This is a genomic window from Streptomyces sp. CB02400 (assembly GCF_001905725.1).
Lineage (GTDB): Bacteria > Actinomycetota > Actinomycetes > Streptomycetales > Streptomycetaceae > Streptomyces > Streptomyces atrovirens.
The window spans coordinates 1-15,044 of sequence record NZ_LIWB01000009.1 but is presented as its reverse complement, the minus strand read 5'-3'; the positions used below and the strand labels follow the sequence as shown (position 1 = coordinate 15,044).

13 protein-coding genes and 1 riboswitch are annotated in these 15,044 nt (G+C 70.5%); of the genes, 2 read left to right on the top strand and 11 right to left on the bottom strand.

Annotated elements, in window-relative coordinates; translation table 11 throughout:
• Positions 1-2 precede the first annotated feature (2 nt).
• Entirely contained in the window at positions 3-1,076 is a 1,074-nt protein-coding gene (locus AMK33_RS21700) for an ABC transporter ATP-binding protein (protein WP_073934574.1), read from the top strand.
• A 50-nt stretch (positions 1,077-1,126) separates the two neighbouring features.
• Here the strand turns inward: AMK33_RS21700 and gcvP are convergent, their stop codons facing one another.
• Positions 1,127-4,012, bottom strand: coding sequence for an aminomethyl-transferring glycine dehydrogenase (gene gcvP, locus AMK33_RS21695; RefSeq protein WP_073934573.1), 2,886 nt, complete (start codon positions 4,010-4,012; stop codon positions 1,127-1,129).
• A gap of 174 nt (positions 4,013-4,186) precedes the next feature.
• A riboswitch (glycine riboswitch) is annotated at positions 4,187-4,282 on the bottom strand.
• A 114-nt stretch (positions 4,283-4,396) separates the two neighbouring features.
• On the opposite strand from gcvP, the gene AMK33_RS21690 reads away from it, so the two are divergent.
• A complete protein-coding gene (locus AMK33_RS21690; protein ID WP_073934572.1) occupies positions 4,397-4,771 on the top strand; it encodes a PRC-barrel domain-containing protein in 375 nt (124 codons plus the stop codon).
• A gap of 10 nt (positions 4,772-4,781) precedes the next feature.
• Here the strand turns inward: AMK33_RS21690 and AMK33_RS21685 are convergent, their stop codons facing one another.
• From AMK33_RS21685 to AMK33_RS21640, 10 genes are all read right to left on the bottom strand, one after another.
• Positions 4,782-6,173: a DNA polymerase IV gene (locus AMK33_RS21685; protein ID WP_073934571.1), complete on the bottom strand. Its 1,392-nt coding sequence runs from the start codon at positions 6,171-6,173 to the stop codon at positions 4,782-4,784.
• 59 nt (positions 6,174-6,232) lie between these two features.
• The gene (locus tag AMK33_RS21680) at positions 6,233-6,916 is read right to left on the bottom strand and encodes a MerR family transcriptional regulator (protein WP_073934570.1); all 684 of its coding nucleotides are present in this window, start codon (positions 6,914-6,916) and stop codon (positions 6,233-6,235) included.
• A gap of 194 nt (positions 6,917-7,110) precedes the next feature.
• Positions 7,111-7,584, bottom strand: coding sequence for a bifunctional nuclease family protein (locus AMK33_RS21675; RefSeq protein ID WP_004934251.1), 474 nt, complete (start codon positions 7,582-7,584; stop codon positions 7,111-7,113).
• Positions 7,585-7,668: 84 nt separating this feature from the next.
• Complete coding sequence (ftsR, locus tag AMK33_RS21670) at positions 7,669-8,409, bottom strand: transcriptional regulator FtsR (RefSeq protein ID WP_073934569.1); 741 nt, start codon at positions 8,407-8,409, stop codon at positions 7,669-7,671.
• A gap of 38 nt (positions 8,410-8,447) precedes the next feature.
• Positions 8,448-9,380 carry an FHA domain-containing protein gene (locus AMK33_RS21665; protein WP_073934568.1) on the bottom strand — a complete coding sequence of 311 codons (933 nt, stop codon included), beginning with the start codon at positions 9,378-9,380 and terminating at the stop codon, positions 8,448-8,450.
• Between the two features lie 61 nt (positions 9,381-9,441).
• Positions 9,442-10,341, bottom strand: coding sequence for a DUF881 domain-containing protein (locus tag AMK33_RS21660; RefSeq protein ID WP_073934567.1), 900 nt, complete (start codon positions 10,339-10,341; stop codon positions 9,442-9,444).
• Between the two features lie 5 nt (positions 10,342-10,346).
• Entirely contained in the window at positions 10,347-10,679 is a 333-nt protein-coding gene (locus AMK33_RS21655; RefSeq protein WP_003988855.1) for a small basic family protein, read from the bottom strand.
• Entirely contained in the window at positions 10,676-11,569 is an 894-nt protein-coding gene (locus AMK33_RS21650) for a DUF881 domain-containing protein (RefSeq protein WP_235618161.1), read from the bottom strand. The genes AMK33_RS21655 and AMK33_RS21650 overlap by 4 nt, the downstream gene beginning before the upstream one ends.
• A gap of 126 nt (positions 11,570-11,695) precedes the next feature.
• Entirely contained in the window at positions 11,696-14,191 is a 2,496-nt protein-coding gene (locus AMK33_RS21645) for a mannose-1-phosphate guanyltransferase (RefSeq protein ID WP_073934565.1), read from the bottom strand.
• Between the two features lie 115 nt (positions 14,192-14,306).
• Entirely contained in the window at positions 14,307-14,915 is a 609-nt protein-coding gene (locus tag AMK33_RS21640) for a CDP-alcohol phosphatidyltransferase family protein (RefSeq protein ID WP_073934564.1), read from the bottom strand.
• Between the last annotated feature and the right edge of the window lie 129 nt (positions 14,916-15,044).

Genomic DNA, 15,044 nt, shown 5'->3' with positions numbered 1-15,044 from the left:
CCATGCCGAAGAATCCCGGGACCGTGCCCGACGCCGCCGAGGGCCTGGACGCACACCTCGTCGTGGACCGCGGCTCCTTCCGCCTGGACGTCGCGCTGACCGCCGCGCCCGGTGACGTCGTCGCCCTGCTGGGCCCCAACGGCGCCGGCAAGACCACCGCCCTGCGCGCACTCGCGGGCCTCGCCCCGCTCGGTGCCGGGCATCTGCGACTGGACGGCGTGGATCTGCGCCGTACGCCGCCGGAGTCGCGCCCGGTGGGGGTGGTCTTCCAGGACTATCTGCTCTTCCCGCACCTGACCGCCCTCGACAACGTGGCCTTCGGACCGCGCTGCCGGGGCGCCGGCAAGACGGAGGCACGCGCACAGGCCGCCGAATGGCTCGACCGCATGGGGCTGGCCGGACACGCGGGCGCCAAGCCCCGGCGGCTGTCCGGCGGCCAGGCCCAGCGCGTGGCCCTCGCCCGCGCCCTGGCCACCCGTCCCCGGCTGCTGCTCCTGGACGAACCGCTCGCCGCCCTGGACGCCCGCACCCGGCTGGAGGTGCGCGCACAGCTCCGCCGCCATCTGGCCGCCTTCGAGGCCGTCGCCGTCCTGGTCACGCACGACCCGCTGGACGCCATGGTGCTCGCCGACCGCCTGGTCGTCGTGGAGCAGGGCCGGATCGTGCAGGAAGGCGCGCCCTCCGACATCGCCCGTCACCCGCGCACCGAGTACATCGCCCAGCTCGTCGGCCTCAACCTGTACCGCGGGCAGGCCGACGGCCACACGGTGCTGCTCGACGCGGGCCCCGCCGTGAGCACCACGGAGGACCTCTCCGGGCCCGCCTTCGTGGCGTTCCCGCCCGGCGCCGTCACCCTGTACCGGGACCGGCCGACCGGCTCCAGCGCCCGCAACCTCTGGCGCTGCGAGGTCGCCGGTCTGGAGACCCACGGGGACCAGATCCGCGCGGAGCTCACCGGCGGCCTCGCCCTGGCCGCCGACCTCACCACGGTCGCCGCGGCCGAACTCGACCTGCGTCCGGGCGCGACGGTCTGGGCGGCGGTCAAGGCGACGCAGACGCACGCGTACCCGGCGTAGCCGCACACGCCGAAGGGGGCCCCTTGTGGAGGGGCCCCCTTCGGCGTGTGTCAGTCCTCGTACGCGTCCAGCGGCGGGCAGGAGCAGACCAGGTTGCGGTCGCCGAAGGCCTGGTCGATGCGGCGCACCGGCGGCCAGTACTTGTCGGCGGCGCTCACCCCGGCCGGGAAGACGGCCTCCTCACGGGCGTACGCGTGCTCCCACTCCCCGCCGAGCGCGGCGGCGGTGTGCGGGGCGTTGCGGAGCGGGTTGTCGTCCGCGGGCCACTCGCCGGAGCCGACCTTCTCGATCTCCGCGCGGATCGCGATCATCGCCTCGCAGAACCGGTCGAGTTCGGTGAGGTCCTCGGACTCGGTGGGCTCGATCATCAGCGTGCCGGCCACCGGGAACGACATCGTCGGCGCGTGGAAGCCGTAGTCGATCAGGCGCTTCGCCACGTCGTCCACGCTGACGCCGGTCGCCTTGGTCAGCGGGCGCAGGTCGATGATGCACTCGTGCGCGACCAGCCCGCCGGGGCCGGTGTAGAGCACCGGGTAGTGCGGCTCCAGGCGCTTGGCGATGTAGTTGGCGCTGAGCACGGCCACCTGGGTGGCCCGCTTGAGGCCCTCGCCGCCCATGAGACGGACGTACGCCCAGGAGATGGGCAGGATGCCCGCCGAGCCCCACGGCGCCGCCGAGATCGGGCCCACGCCGGTCTCCGGGCCGGCCTCCGGCTGGAGCGGGTGGTTCGGCAGGTACGGCGCCAGGTGCGCCCGTACGCCGACCGGGCCGACGCCGGGGCCGCCGCCGCCGTGCGGGATGCAGAAGGTCTTGTGCAGGTTCAGGTGCGAGACGTCACCGCCGAAGTGGCCCGGCTTGGCCAGACCCACCAGCGCGTTGAGGTTGGCGCCGTCCACGTACACCTGGCCGCCGGCCTCGTGCACCTCGGCGCAGATGTCGGCGACGTGCTCCTCGAACACGCCGTGCGTCGAGGGGTAGGTGATCATCAGCACGGACAGCTCGTCGCGGTACTGCGCGATCTTGGCACGCAGGTCCGCGACGTCGATCTCGCCGTCGTCGGACGTCTTGACGACGACGACCTTCATGCCGGCCATCACGGCGCTGGCGGCGTTGGTGCCGTGCGCGGAGGACGGGATCAGGCAGACGGTGCGCTGCTCGTCGCCGTTGGCCCGGTGGTAGCCGCGTACGGCGAGCAGACCGGCCAGCTCGCCCTGGGAGCCGGCGTTGGGCTGGAGGGACACCTTGTCGTAGCCGGTGACCTCGGCGAGACGGTCCTCCAGCTCGTGGATGAGCGTGAGGTAGCCCTGGGCCTGCTCGGCGGGCGCGAAGGGGTGGAGCTGACCGAACTCGGGCCAGGTGACCGGCTCCATCTCGGTGGTCGCGTTGAGCTTCATGGTGCAGGAGCCCAGCGGGATCATGCCGCGGTCCAGCGCGTAGTCGCGGTCGGAGAGCCGGCGCAGGTAGCGCAGCATCGCGGTCTCGGAGCGGTGCTGCTGGAAGACGGGGTGGGTCAGGTACTCGTCGTTGCGCAGCAGGGCGTCGGGCAGCGTATCCCGCGCGGCCGCGTCCAGGGCCTCGGTGTCGCCCTCGACGCCGAAGGCGCTCCACACGGCGGTCAGCCGCTCCCGGGTGGTGGTCTCGTCGCAGGCGATCGAGACGTGGTCGGCGTCGACGAGACGCAGGTTGACGCCGTTGTCGCGGGCCGCGGCGGCGACCTCGGCGGCCCGCCCGGCGACGCGCACGGTCAGCGTGTCGAAGTAGGAAGCGTGCACGATCTCGGCCCCGCCGGCCCGCAGGCCCTCGGCGAGGACGGTGGCGTACCGGTGGGTGCGCCGGGCGATCAGCCGCAGCCCTTCCGGGCCGTGGTAGACGGCGTACATGCCGGCCATGACGGCGAGCAGCACCTGGGCGGTGCAGATGTTGCTGGTGGCCTTCTCGCGGCGGATGTGCTGCTCACGGGTCTGGAGGGCGAGGCGGTAGGCCTTGTTCCCGTCCGCGTCGACGGAGACGCCGACGAGCCGTCCGGGCAGGCTGCGCGCCATCTTCTCCTGCACGGCCATGTAGCCGGCGTGCGGCCCGCCGAAGCCCATCGGCACACCGAAGCGCTGCGTGGTGCCGACCGCGATGTCCGCGCCCAGCTCACCGGGCGACTTCAGCAGCGCGAGGGCGAGCAGATCGGCGGCGACGGTGACGAGCGCGCCCAGCTCGTGCGCCTGGTCGATCACCGGCTTGATGTCGCGTACGGCACCGGAGGCACCCGGGTACTGGATCAGTACGCCGTTGATCTCGCGCCCGGCGACCTCGGCGGGGATGCCCTCGCTCAGGTCCGCGACGACGACCTCGACGCCGGTCGGCTCGGCACGGGTCTCGATCACCGCTATGGTCTGCGGCAGCGCGTCCGCGTCGACCAGGAACAGGCCCTTCTTGTTCTTGCCCATGCGCCGCGACAGCGCCATCGCCTCGGCGGCGGCGGTGCCCTCGTCGAGCAGCGAGGCGCCCGAGGTCGGCAGGCCGGTCAGCTCGGCGACCACGGTCTGGAAGTTCAGCAGCGCCTCGAGCCGCCCCTGGGAGATCTCCGGCTGGTACGGCGTGTACGCCGTGTACCAGGCGGGGTTCTCCATCACGTTGCGCAGGATGACGGGCGGGGTGAAGGTGCCGTAGTACCCGAGCCCGATCATGGAGCCGAGCACCTCGTTGCGGTCGGCCAGCGAACGCAGCTCGGCCAGCACCTCGGCCTCGCTCCGGGCACCCGGCAGGTCCAGCGCGTCGGCGTTCTTGATGACGTCCGGCACGGCGGCGGCCGTCAGCTCGTCCAGCGAGCCGTAGCCGACCTGCGCGAGCATCTTGGCCCGGGCCTCGTGATCGGGGCCGATGTGGCGCTGCTCGAAGGGGATTCCCTGTTCGAGCTCGGAGAGCGGAGTGCGAGGGGCGGTCATTGAGGAGGCCTCCTGGTCCGACGACCTTCGAGGGGCACCACGGCGCGGGTGCCCGGACGGCCTCCCCCTCTGTCATCTCAACCTGAGAGCTTCACCGGACGGCCCGAAGGCGCCCGGCTTTCACCGTCGGTGAGAGCGGAAGCCGTCGACACCCGCCCTGCTTTCCAGAGTGACCTCGTCCGTGCGGTACGTGTGCCTGAGAGATTCCGGGGAGGATTTGCTCCTTCGGCGCCCCCGATGGTGTCCGGAGGGCTCTCCCGCACGGGGTCAGCAGCCGTCTGCCAGCGTACCAGCGAGCACCCCACCAGAACTTTCGAGTGGCCGTCCAGCCGATTGTGCCGTTTTGTAGTGCTTACGGATGAGTTTGCGACCAGTGGAGGGCCCGTGCAGACCGACATCGATCCGCGCCACCTGATCGGCCGCAAGGCATTCGACCGCAACGGAACCCGGATCGGCACCATCGACGAGATCTACCTCGACGACGCCACCGGCGTACCGGAGTGGGCGGCGATACGAACCGGTCTGTTCAGCAGGGACGCCTTCGTCCCCCTGGAACCCAGCGACCTCATCGACGGCGCCCTCCACGTCCCCTTCGAACGCGCCCTCATCAAGGACGCCCCCGACTTCGGCGTGGGCCGCCACCTCTCCCCCGAGCAGGAACTCCAGCTCTACCACCACTACGGCCTGGACCTCGCCGCTCCTCCTCCCCTCCCGGACCGCGACTTCGGCAAACTCGCCGGGAACGACAAGCCGGCCTGATCCGCCCCGCTCACCGGCTCTCCGTCCGCATCCCTCCGCCGGCCCTCGCGCCCTCGTCCTCCCCGGGTCTTCGGGACACCAGCGGCAGCGGCTGCGCCGGTTGCAGAGCCGGGTCGTCGACGCGGAAGGTCTTCACCCGGCCCGGCTCCGAGTCGGGTGTCTCGAAGCGCGCCGTGACCCGGCCCAGCCCGCTGCCCTGCACCCATCCGTGCCCGTACACGGCGTGCCGTACGTCGTGCCCCGCCGGCCAGCGCCGCTCGGCGGGCGTCTCCGGCTCCGGCGCGGGCGCGGCCTCGGCCTCCTCGTGCGGGAAGTCGTCGGCGGGGACGCCCGCCGCCTGCGCGAACAGGTCCTCCTGCGTGTAGTCGGCCAGCCCGCTGACCCCGACGCCCAGCAGCCGCACCCCGCCCGTCGTGTCGACCGAGTCCAGCAGCCGCGCGGCCGCCTCCCGCACCACCGCCGGATCGTCCGTGGGGCCCCGCAGCGTCTCGGACCGGGTGAGGGTCGAGAAGTCGTACCGGCGCACCTTCAGCACGATGGTCCGCCCCGACAGGCCCGCCTCCCGCAGTCTGCGCACGCACCGGTCCGCGAGCCGCCGCACCTCCGTCCCCACCCGCACCCGGTCGTGGATGTCCACGTCGTACGTGTCCTCGACCGACACCGACTTGGTCTCCCGCTCGGCCACCACGGGCCGCTCGTCCCGGGCCAGCGCCATCGCGAACAGCGCGTGGCCGTGGGCCTTGCCCAGCAGCCGTACGAGCTCGTCCTCCCCGGCCTCGGCGAGTTCGTCGACCGTGTGGATCCCCGCCCGCCGCAGATGATCACCGGTCGCCGGCCCGACGCCCGGCAGGGTGCGGACCGGCAGCGGCCCCAGCAGGGCCCGCTCCGTGCCCGGCTCGATCAGCACCAGTCCGTCCGGCTTCGCCCGCTCCGAGGCGATCTTCGCCAGCATCTTGGAGGCCGCGAGCCCCACCGACCCGGTGAGCCCCGTGACCGCCCGTATGTCCGCGCGCAGCTTCGCCCCGGCCAGCCGCGCCGACCGCTCGTCCCAGGCCGTGCCGCCGGCCTCCAGGTCCACGAACGCCTCGTCCAGACTGAGCGGCTCCACCAGCGGTGACAGGGCCCGCAGCAACCCCATCACCTGCTCGCTGATCGACCGGTAGAGAGCGAACCTCGGCACCAGGTACGCGGCGTTCGGCGCGCGTCGCCGGGCCTGCGCCATGGGCATCGCCGAGTGGACGCCGAAGACTCGTGCCTCGTACGAGGCGGTGGCCACCACACCCCGCGGCCCGAGCCCGCCCACGACGACCGCCTTCCCGCGCAGGCTCGGCTTGGACGCCTGCTCCACCGAGGCGAAGAAGGCGTCCATGTCGAGATGCAGGATCGTGGGCGCGGATCTCACATCTCCGATGCTGCCCTACGCCACTGACAACGGCCGTTCCCGGGCGGCCCCGGACGGCCTCAGACCGCCTTGTTCCGCCGCCGCGCCAGCTCGTCCATCGGGTTGTGCCCGACCAGGGTCTCCCCGGTGTCGACGCGCTCCCCGTGCAGCTGGGACAGCGCGCTCTCCACGTCCCGCCACACCACGCCCACGGCGATGCCGAAGACGCCCTGGCCGCCCTGGAGCAGGGCGTGCACCTCGTCGGGCGAGGTGCACTCGTAGACCGTGGCCCCGTCGCTCATCAGCGTCATGCGCTCCAGGTCGCTGAAGCCGCGCTCACTCAGATGCCGGACCGCGGTGCGGATGTTCTGCAGGGAGACGCCCGTGTCCAGGAACCGCTTGACGATCTTCAGCACGACGACGTCGCGGAAGCTGTACAGCCGCTGCGTGCCCGATCCGTGGGCCGGCCGCACACTCGGTTCGACCAGGCCCGTGCGGGCCCAGTAGTCGAGCTGCCGGTAGGTGATACCGGCGGCGGCGCAGGCCGTGGGCCCCCGGTAGCCGATCTGCTCGGACGCCATGGATGTCGCCCCTTTGCTGCTCGGCACAGCCGTCGGTCGCTGCGGAGCCTGATCGATCGCGCCGCCGTGCGCGGGATGCCCCCCGCTCGGACGGAACCGGGAGCTCTGGGGAGGGTACGGCCCGCTCGCCCCGAAACCGCGTCCGGGGGCACCCCCAGCCGTACCGTCGCCGCTGCTTCTCACGCCGACCTCCGTCCTTGACCTGCCTCCTCGAAGGTAGGCAGTCACCAAGGGTGCGTCAACGATCGCCACACTCGGCACGCCGAGTGATAATCACCCTAAGAGTGGTTTCCCGTACCTCGCCGCGGGGAAAGGCTAGCCGAATGCTCTCGGCGCGAGCCCCGGCTGCCGGCCGGGCCGACGGCCACCGGCCGCCCTCACTGGTTGCTGGTTCCGAAGTCCTCCGGCGAGATCTGGTCGAGGAACTCGCGGAACTTCTCCACCTCGTCCTCCTGCTCGTCCGGGATGGCGATCCCGGCGTCGTCGAGCACCGTGTCACTGCCGTAGATCGGCGTACCCGTGCGCAGGGCCAGCGCTATGGCGTCGGAGGGGCGGGCACTCACCTCGACCCCGCTGGCGAACACCAGCTCCGCGTAGAAGACGCCTTCGCGCAGATCGGTGATGCGTACTTCCGTGAGCTCCTGTCCGACGGCTTCCAGCACGTCCTTGAACAGGTCGTGGGTCAGCGGCCGTGCGGGGGCCATGCCCTGCTGGGCGAAGGCGATGGCCGTCGCCTCCCCCGGTCCGATCCAGATGGGGAGGTAGCGGTCGCCGCCCACTTCACGCAACAGCACGATCGGTTGGTTGGAGGGCATCTCGACCCGGACACCTACGACATCGAGCTCGTTCACACAGCAACCCTAGGCCGTGCCCGGGACGTTTGGGTAGTCGGGCAGGGAACGGGTGGCCGATCCGGGCCCCCGCGCCGCTCCGTCTCAGGGCAGCCGTATCCCGAGCGCCGCCTGCACCAGCGCCGCGTGCAGCTTCACCGTGAGCCCCGCCAGCTCCTTCGTACGCGCCTGCGCGTGGGCCCTGGTCTGCGGGTTCCGGTGGCGCTTCAGCGGGGCGACCACCTGGTCCACCAGACCGGCCTCACGGTCGGCGGCGGCCTTCATCGCCCTCAGATGACGCGGCTCGATCCCGAACCGCCCCAGCTCGGTGATGAGCCCGGCGACGGTGACCGACTCGGCGTCGTACAGGCCGTCCTCGACCGGGGCGAGCAGCCCGTACGACTCCCACTCGGCGAGCGTCCGCTCCTCGATGCCGGCCGCCGCCAGCAGCCGGCCGCGCCCGATACGCGCCGCCGTGGGCCCCTCGGCGGCGGGCTCCTGAACGGTGTCCCCGTCCCCCGGACGGCCCAGCACCGGCAGCTGGACGGCCTCGCCGCGCTCCATGGCGTCGAGGTGCTCGCGGATCACCTTGAGCGGCAGGTAGTGATCGCGCTGCATGCGCAGCACATGGCCGAGGCGCTCGACGTCCCCGGCACTGAACTTGCGGTACCCCGACGGGGTCCGCTGCGGCTCGATCAGCCCCTCCGACTCCAGGAAGCGGATCTTGGAGATGGTGACCTCGGGGAACTCCTCGCGCAGCACGCTCAGCACCGTGCCGATGCTCATCAGTCCGGTGCCCGCGGCGGCGGCGCCGTCGCCGGCACCGCCGCTCGGTGTCTGAACCATGAACCTTCCCTGGGGTCCCCCGGACGGATCCGGGGTGGTCAGTAGCCCCGCTGGCTCGCGTAGAAGACCAGCCGGTACTTGCCGATCTGCACCTCGTCGCCGTTGGACAGGGCGACCTGGTCGATCCGCTCCCGGTTGACGTACGTGCCGTTCAGGCTGCCCACGTCGGCCACCGTGAAGGAGCCGTCCGGGCCGCGCCGGAACTCCACGTGCCGGCGGGAGACCGTCACGTCGTCCAGGAAGATGTCGCTCTGCGGGTGACGCCCGGCCGTGGTCAGGTCGCCGTCCAGCAGGAAGCGGCTGCCCGAGTTCGGCCCGCGGCGCACGACCAGGAGCGCGGAACCCATCGGCAGCGCGTCGACGGCCGCCTGCGCCTCGGGAGAGAGCATCGGCGTCGGCGTCTGGCCGGTGGCCTCCGCGTCGTAGGCCTCGAGACCGGAGATCGAGATCGTGGACGTCGTCTCCGAGGGGCGCTCCGGGGTGACTCCGGGCCTCAGCGGCGCGCCGCAGTTGGAGCAGAAGCGGCTGTTCTCCGCGTTGCGGTTGCCGCACCTCGTACACACCAGGGCCGACATGGACGGATCCTCCTGCCGCGGCTGCCCCCCGGGGGCGTGGGACGCGTACGGGTCGGAGAACCCTCCACCCGTACCTGAGGTCGACGGTTGCCCGAAACCTATGCCGCTCGACTGTGCGGGGTCAACGGACGGCGCACCCTGACCCACCTGGTCCCGGTACAGCGGACGCTGACCTTCCGCCTCAGGCTGTGCGCGATGACGAGCGGTCGCGTTGTCGCTGCCCTCTCGCCGCGCGCTCTTGCCGAACAACTTCGCAAACAACTTCACGGGCGATTCCCCTTGACCGAAACAGACCCGCCCGTGGGGCAGGACGAACCCTGACTGAACACATTGGCCGACCCGGACATCTTCACAACGTCCGCCTCCGCCAGACAGTTTCCACCACGCACCACCCATTCGGTGCGCCGACCCCCCGCAACCTCATGCCCTCGCCGGACGCCCCGCATGCACCCCCGGTTCACCGGGAGGACGACCGAGCGTAGTCAGGCCGCTTCACCACCCGCAAGGCATCCACGACGATCTTGGTCGACCGCTCCACGGTAACGGTGGCCTGTTCCTTTTCGAGAGTCTGCACCACGCCTCCGGGGATGTTGAGCGCCGGCTCGAGGTCCTGCGGCTTGCCGATGACCTTGAAACGATAGGGCGTGGTGATCTTGTTCCCGTCCACGCCGACACCGTTACCGGAGTCCGTCAGGTAGGTGCCCGCCACCACCCGCACATCGTTCACCTGGATCGCCTCGGCACCGGCCGCGCGCAGCTCCTGGATGGCGTCGAGCAGCATGTCCGCCTCGACCGTCCCCTTCGTGTCCTCGATGGTCATCGTGATCCCGGGCCCCTGCGCGGCCACGGTGCCCGCCAGCACGCCGAGTTGCCGTTCCTTCTCGATCGTCTGCTTACGGGCCTCCTCGGCCTGGTCGGAGCTGTTCTCCAGCTCGTCGCGCTGCTTCTCGAGTCCCTGCTTCTCGTCCTCAAGACGCTCTGTGCGGTCGTCGAGTTCATCGAGGATGCGCACGAGATCTTCCTGACGTGCCCCGCGCAGCGCGCTGTCACTGTCGCTGTTGGACGCCACCTGGACGGCCAGGCCGAAACCGAGGCCGAACAGCAGCAGGGCGACGATGAGTTGGGCCCGGGTCACCCGCGGCGGCCACAGCCCCTTCACCAGCCGCTGCCGGCCGGTCAGACCGGGCGGGGGCTTCGGAACGTCTCCCTCCGCGGGGGCGGGCGCCCTCGTGGGCGCCCCGGCGGGCACCTCCGCCGGCAGTTCCCTGCGCAGGCCGGCCGCGGGCGAGGCGTCCGGAGCGGGCCTCGGCGGGGACACCGCCGGGCGTGTCGTCTCGTTGTGCTCGTGCTCACTCATCGGCCTCACGCCCGGAACACATGCCGGCGGATCGCCGCGGCGTTGGAGAAGATGCGGATGCCGAGGACCACCACGACGCCCGTCGACAGCTGGGCCCCCACACCGAGCTTGTCGCCGAGGAACACGATCAGGGCGGCGACGACGACGTTCGACAGGAACGACACCACGAACACCTTGTCGTCGAAGATGCCGTCGAGCATGGCCCGCAGCCCCCCGAACACGGCGTCGAGCGCCGCGACGACGGCGATCGGCAGGTAAGGCTCGACGACCGCCGGAACCTCGGGCCGGACCAACAGTCCGGCCACGACTCCCACGACGAGGCCCAGTACGGCGATCACGATGTGCCCTTCTCGGTTATCGGCTGTGCGGTACGTACGATCACACTCGGTGCGGCGGGCAGCCGGACGTCGTCCTCCACCGAGATGGCCGTCCGGATCCCGTAGTTCTCTTGCAGGGCATGCAGATACAGCCCGTCAGCGCTGTTCTGGAACCGGTCGCTCAGCTGCCCGCCGTCCCCCACCGCGAGCACCGTGTACGGCGGCACCAGCGGCCTGTTGTCGACCAGTATCGCGTCTCCCGCGGCCCTGATCGCCGACAGGGCGGTCAACCGCTGCCCGTTGATGGAGACGGCCTCGGCGCCGGACTCCCACAGACCGTTGACCACACGCTGCATGTCGCGGTCACGGACCCGCCCGGTGTCGGAGAAGCCGGTGGTCGATCGCGGGCCGCCGTCGCCGCCCGTGCTCGCGTCCTTGGCGTCGTTCACCACGAGCCGCACGCCGGGCCCGTGCACCGCGACGGCGCCGGACAGGATGCCCACCAGCGCGGACCGGTCGCCTCCGCTGTCCCGGAGCGCCTCGCGCTGCCGCGCGCTCACGTCCGCGCGCAGTTCGTCGACGCTGTCCTCGAGTTCGTCCGCGGCCTCGGTCTCCTGGTCGATCCGGTCGATCAGCTCCTCGCGCTCCTTGGCGACGACAGGAGCCGCGACCCGGGCCTGAGCGGCCCCGACGGTCACGATCAGGGCGGCGAACACCAGGCCGACGGCGAGCCCCAGCTTCGCCCTGAGGGTCTTCGGCATGCCGCCCTCACCGGAGGTCTTCCTCCGCGCGGCGGCCTCGGCGTATCCGTCGTCGAGGCTGTGGTCCATGACGTTGGTGAGCAACGACATGGAGGCGTCCGGGCGCGCGGGCCGCGCGGGTGTGCTCCGAACGGGGGGTTGCTGCGGCATGCCGCACATCGTCGCACGCCGCGACCACTACCTCCGAACGGACCTACCGGCGTGCCGGACAGGCCCCGTGGGGACACTTGTCCGGCACGCACGCGTACCGTTCGTTCTACCGCTCGCGCCGGCCGCTCACCGGCCCGCGCTGTCCACGACCGCGGACCACTCGTCGAGCAGGGCCTGCGCGGAGGCGTCGTCGGGGCCCTCGGCCCACAGATGGGTGACCGCCTCGGCCGGGTCGGGCAGCACCATCACCCAGCGGCCGTCGGTCTCCACCACCCGCACGCCGTCGGTGGTGTCCACGAACCGGTCTCCGGCCGCCTCCACGACCCGTCGCATCACCAGTCCCTTGACGGCCCACGGGGTCGCCAGGTCCCGCTTGAGCACATGGGCCCGCGGGATGCGCGCGTCGATCTGGCTGAGCGTGAGCTGGGTGCGCGCCACCAGCCCGATGAGCCGCACGAAGGCCGCGGTGCCGTCGTAGACACTGCTGAACTCCGGGACGATGAAGCCGCCCTTGCCGTCACCGCCGAAGATCGTCCCTTCCTCGCCGCCCACGCGCGTGAGGTCGTCGGGCGAGGTGGTCGTCCACTCGACCTGCGTGCCGTGGTAGGCCGCGACCTGCTCGGCGATCCTGGTGGTGGTCACCGGGAGCGCCACCCGGCCGCTGCGCCGCTCGGAGGCGATGAGGTCGAGCATCACGAGCAGCGACCTGTCGTCCTCGATGATCCGCCCCTTCTCGTCGACGAGGGACAGCCGCTCACCGACGGGGTCGAACCGTACGCCGAAGGCGGCGCCGGAGGACGCCACGATCTCCCCGAGCCGGACCAGCCCGGAGCGCCGCATGTCGGCCGTCTCGGTCGGCCTGGACTCGTCGAGACCGGGGTTGATGGTCAGCGAGTCGACGCCCAGCTTGCCGAGCAGGCTCGGCAGCACCAGGCCGGCGCTGCCGTTGGAGGCGTCGACGACCACCTTGAGTCCGGACTCCGCGATACCGGTGGTGTCGACGTTGCGCAGCAGTGAGCCCGTGTACGAGTCGAAGACGCTGGCCGGGAAGTGCAGGTCCCCGATCTCCCCGGGGAACGCCCGCCGGTACTCCTGCCGCGCGAACACCCGGTCCAGCTTCCGCTGGCTGCCCTGGGAGAGGTCGGCGCCCTGTCCGTCGAAGAACATGATGTCGACTGAGTCCGGCACTCCGGTCGTGGTCCGGATCATGATGCCGCCCGCGCTGCCCCGCGCGGTCTGCTGCCGCGCCACGGGCAGCGGCACGTTCTCCAGGTCCCGTACGTCGATGGCGCTGGCCTGCAGCGCGGAGATGACCGCCCGCTTCAGCGCACGGGCACCGCGGGAGTGGTCGCGGGCCGTGGTGACGGTCGAGCCCTTCTTCAGCGTCGTCGCGTACGCGCCGGCCAGCCGCACCGCGAGTTCCGGTGTGATCTCGACGTTCAGGATCCCGGACACGCCCCGGGCCCCGAAGAGGTGCGCCTGTCCTCTGGACTCCCAGATCACCGAGGTGTTGACGAACGCGCCCGCCTCGATGGTCTTGAACGGGTAGACCCGCACATTGCCCTGGACGATCGATTCCTCACCGATCAGGCACTCGTCACCGATGACGGCGCCGTCCTCGATCCGTGCCGCGCGCATGATGTCGGTGTTCTTGCCGACGACACAGCCCCGCAGATTGCTGTGCGGTCCGACGTACACGTTGTCGTGGACGACGGCCTTGTGCAGGAAGGCGCCGCTCTTCACGACGACGTTGGACCCCACGACCGTGTGTTCGCGGATCTCCGCGCCGGCCTCGACCTTGGCGTAGTCGCCGATGTAGAGGGGTCCGCGCAGCACGGCGTCGGGGTGCACTTCGGCTCCCTCGGCGACCCAGACTCCGGGGGAGATCTCGAAGCCGTCGATGTCGACGTCGACCTTGCCCTCCAGGACGTCGGCCTGCGCCTTCACATAGCTCTCGTGTGTGCCGACGTCCTCCCAGTAGCCCTCGGCGACATAGCCGTAGACGGGCTTGCCTTCCTTCATCAACTGCGGGAAGACGTCACCGGACCAGTCGACGGGCACGTCGGGTTCGACGTAGTCGAAGACCTCGGGCTCCATGACGTAGATGCCGGTGTTCACCGTGTCGGAGAAGACCTGCCCCCAGGTCGGCTTCTCGAGGAAGCGCTCGACCTTGCCTTCCTCGTCCACGATGGTGATGCCGAATTCCAGCGGATTGGGGACGCGGGTCAGGCAGACCGTGACCAGGGCGCCCTTTTCCTTGTGGAAATTGATCAGATCGGTGAGGTCGAAGTCGGTGAGGGCATCGCCGGAGATGACGAGGAAAGCATCGTCCTTCAGTGCCTCCTCGGCGTTCTTCACGCTCCCGGCGGTACCGAGTGGCTTCTCCTCATTGGCATAGGTGAGCTCCATTCCGAGCTCTTCGCCATCACCGAAGTAGTTCTTGACGAGCGACGCAAGGAACTGGACGGTCACAACGGTTTCGTTGAGCCCATGCTTTTTGAGCAACCGCAGAACATGCTCCATGATCGGCCTATTGGCCACCGGCAGGAGCGGCTTGGGCATGCTTGAGGTCATGGGGCGAAGGCGGGTGCCTTCACCCCCGGCCATCACGACGGCCTTCATGTCGGAAGCGTCCTCCTCGAAGAGACGACGGTCTAGCCGACTTCACCCACCAGGATTGTCCCGCACTTTTCCACTGCGAGCCATCGCACCACCTTGTGCGTGCCAATCAGCGAGTTCAATCGGCCACGGCGTCCGCACGAACCAGGCGGCGGACTTGAACCACGTAGAGCACTCCTGCCCACCAATACAGAGTTGTACCCCATCCGGCGAACGCCCAGCCGAAAATAGCAGCGAGTGACGAGATCCAGCCAGTTCCGTCACTGAGCAGGAGCAGTGGGAAGGCATACATCAGGTTGAAGGTGGCTGCCTTGCCCAGGAAGTTCACCTGCGGCGGCGGATAGCCGTGCCGCCGGAGGATGCCCACCATGACCAGGAGAACCAGCTCACGCGCCAGCAGGACGGCGGTCAGCCAGAGCGGCAGAATCTCGCGCCAGGTGAGGCCGACCAGCGTCGAGAGAATGTAGAGCCGGTCGGCGGCGGGGTCGAGCAGCCGGCCGAGGCTGCTGATCTGGTTCCACCGTCGCGCAAGCTTGCCGTCCAGGTAGTCGCTGACTCCGCTGAAGGCCAGCACCAGGAGGGCCCAGCCGTCGCTCTTCGGGCCGCCGAACTCCGGCCTGAGGATCAGCCACAGGAACAGCGGTACGCCAACGAGCCGTGCCATGCTGAGCATGTTCGGGATGGTGAGGACGCGGTCTGTCTGGACCCGCGTCTCCTGGACCTCCACCCGGGATCCTCCTGTGGGAAACGTGTCGGTGATGCCCCGACCTTACCTCAACGCAAAAAAGCTCTGGCTCTCGGGCTGTACGCCCAAGAGCCAGAGCTCTAAAAGGAGTTCGGCGGCGTCCTACTCTCC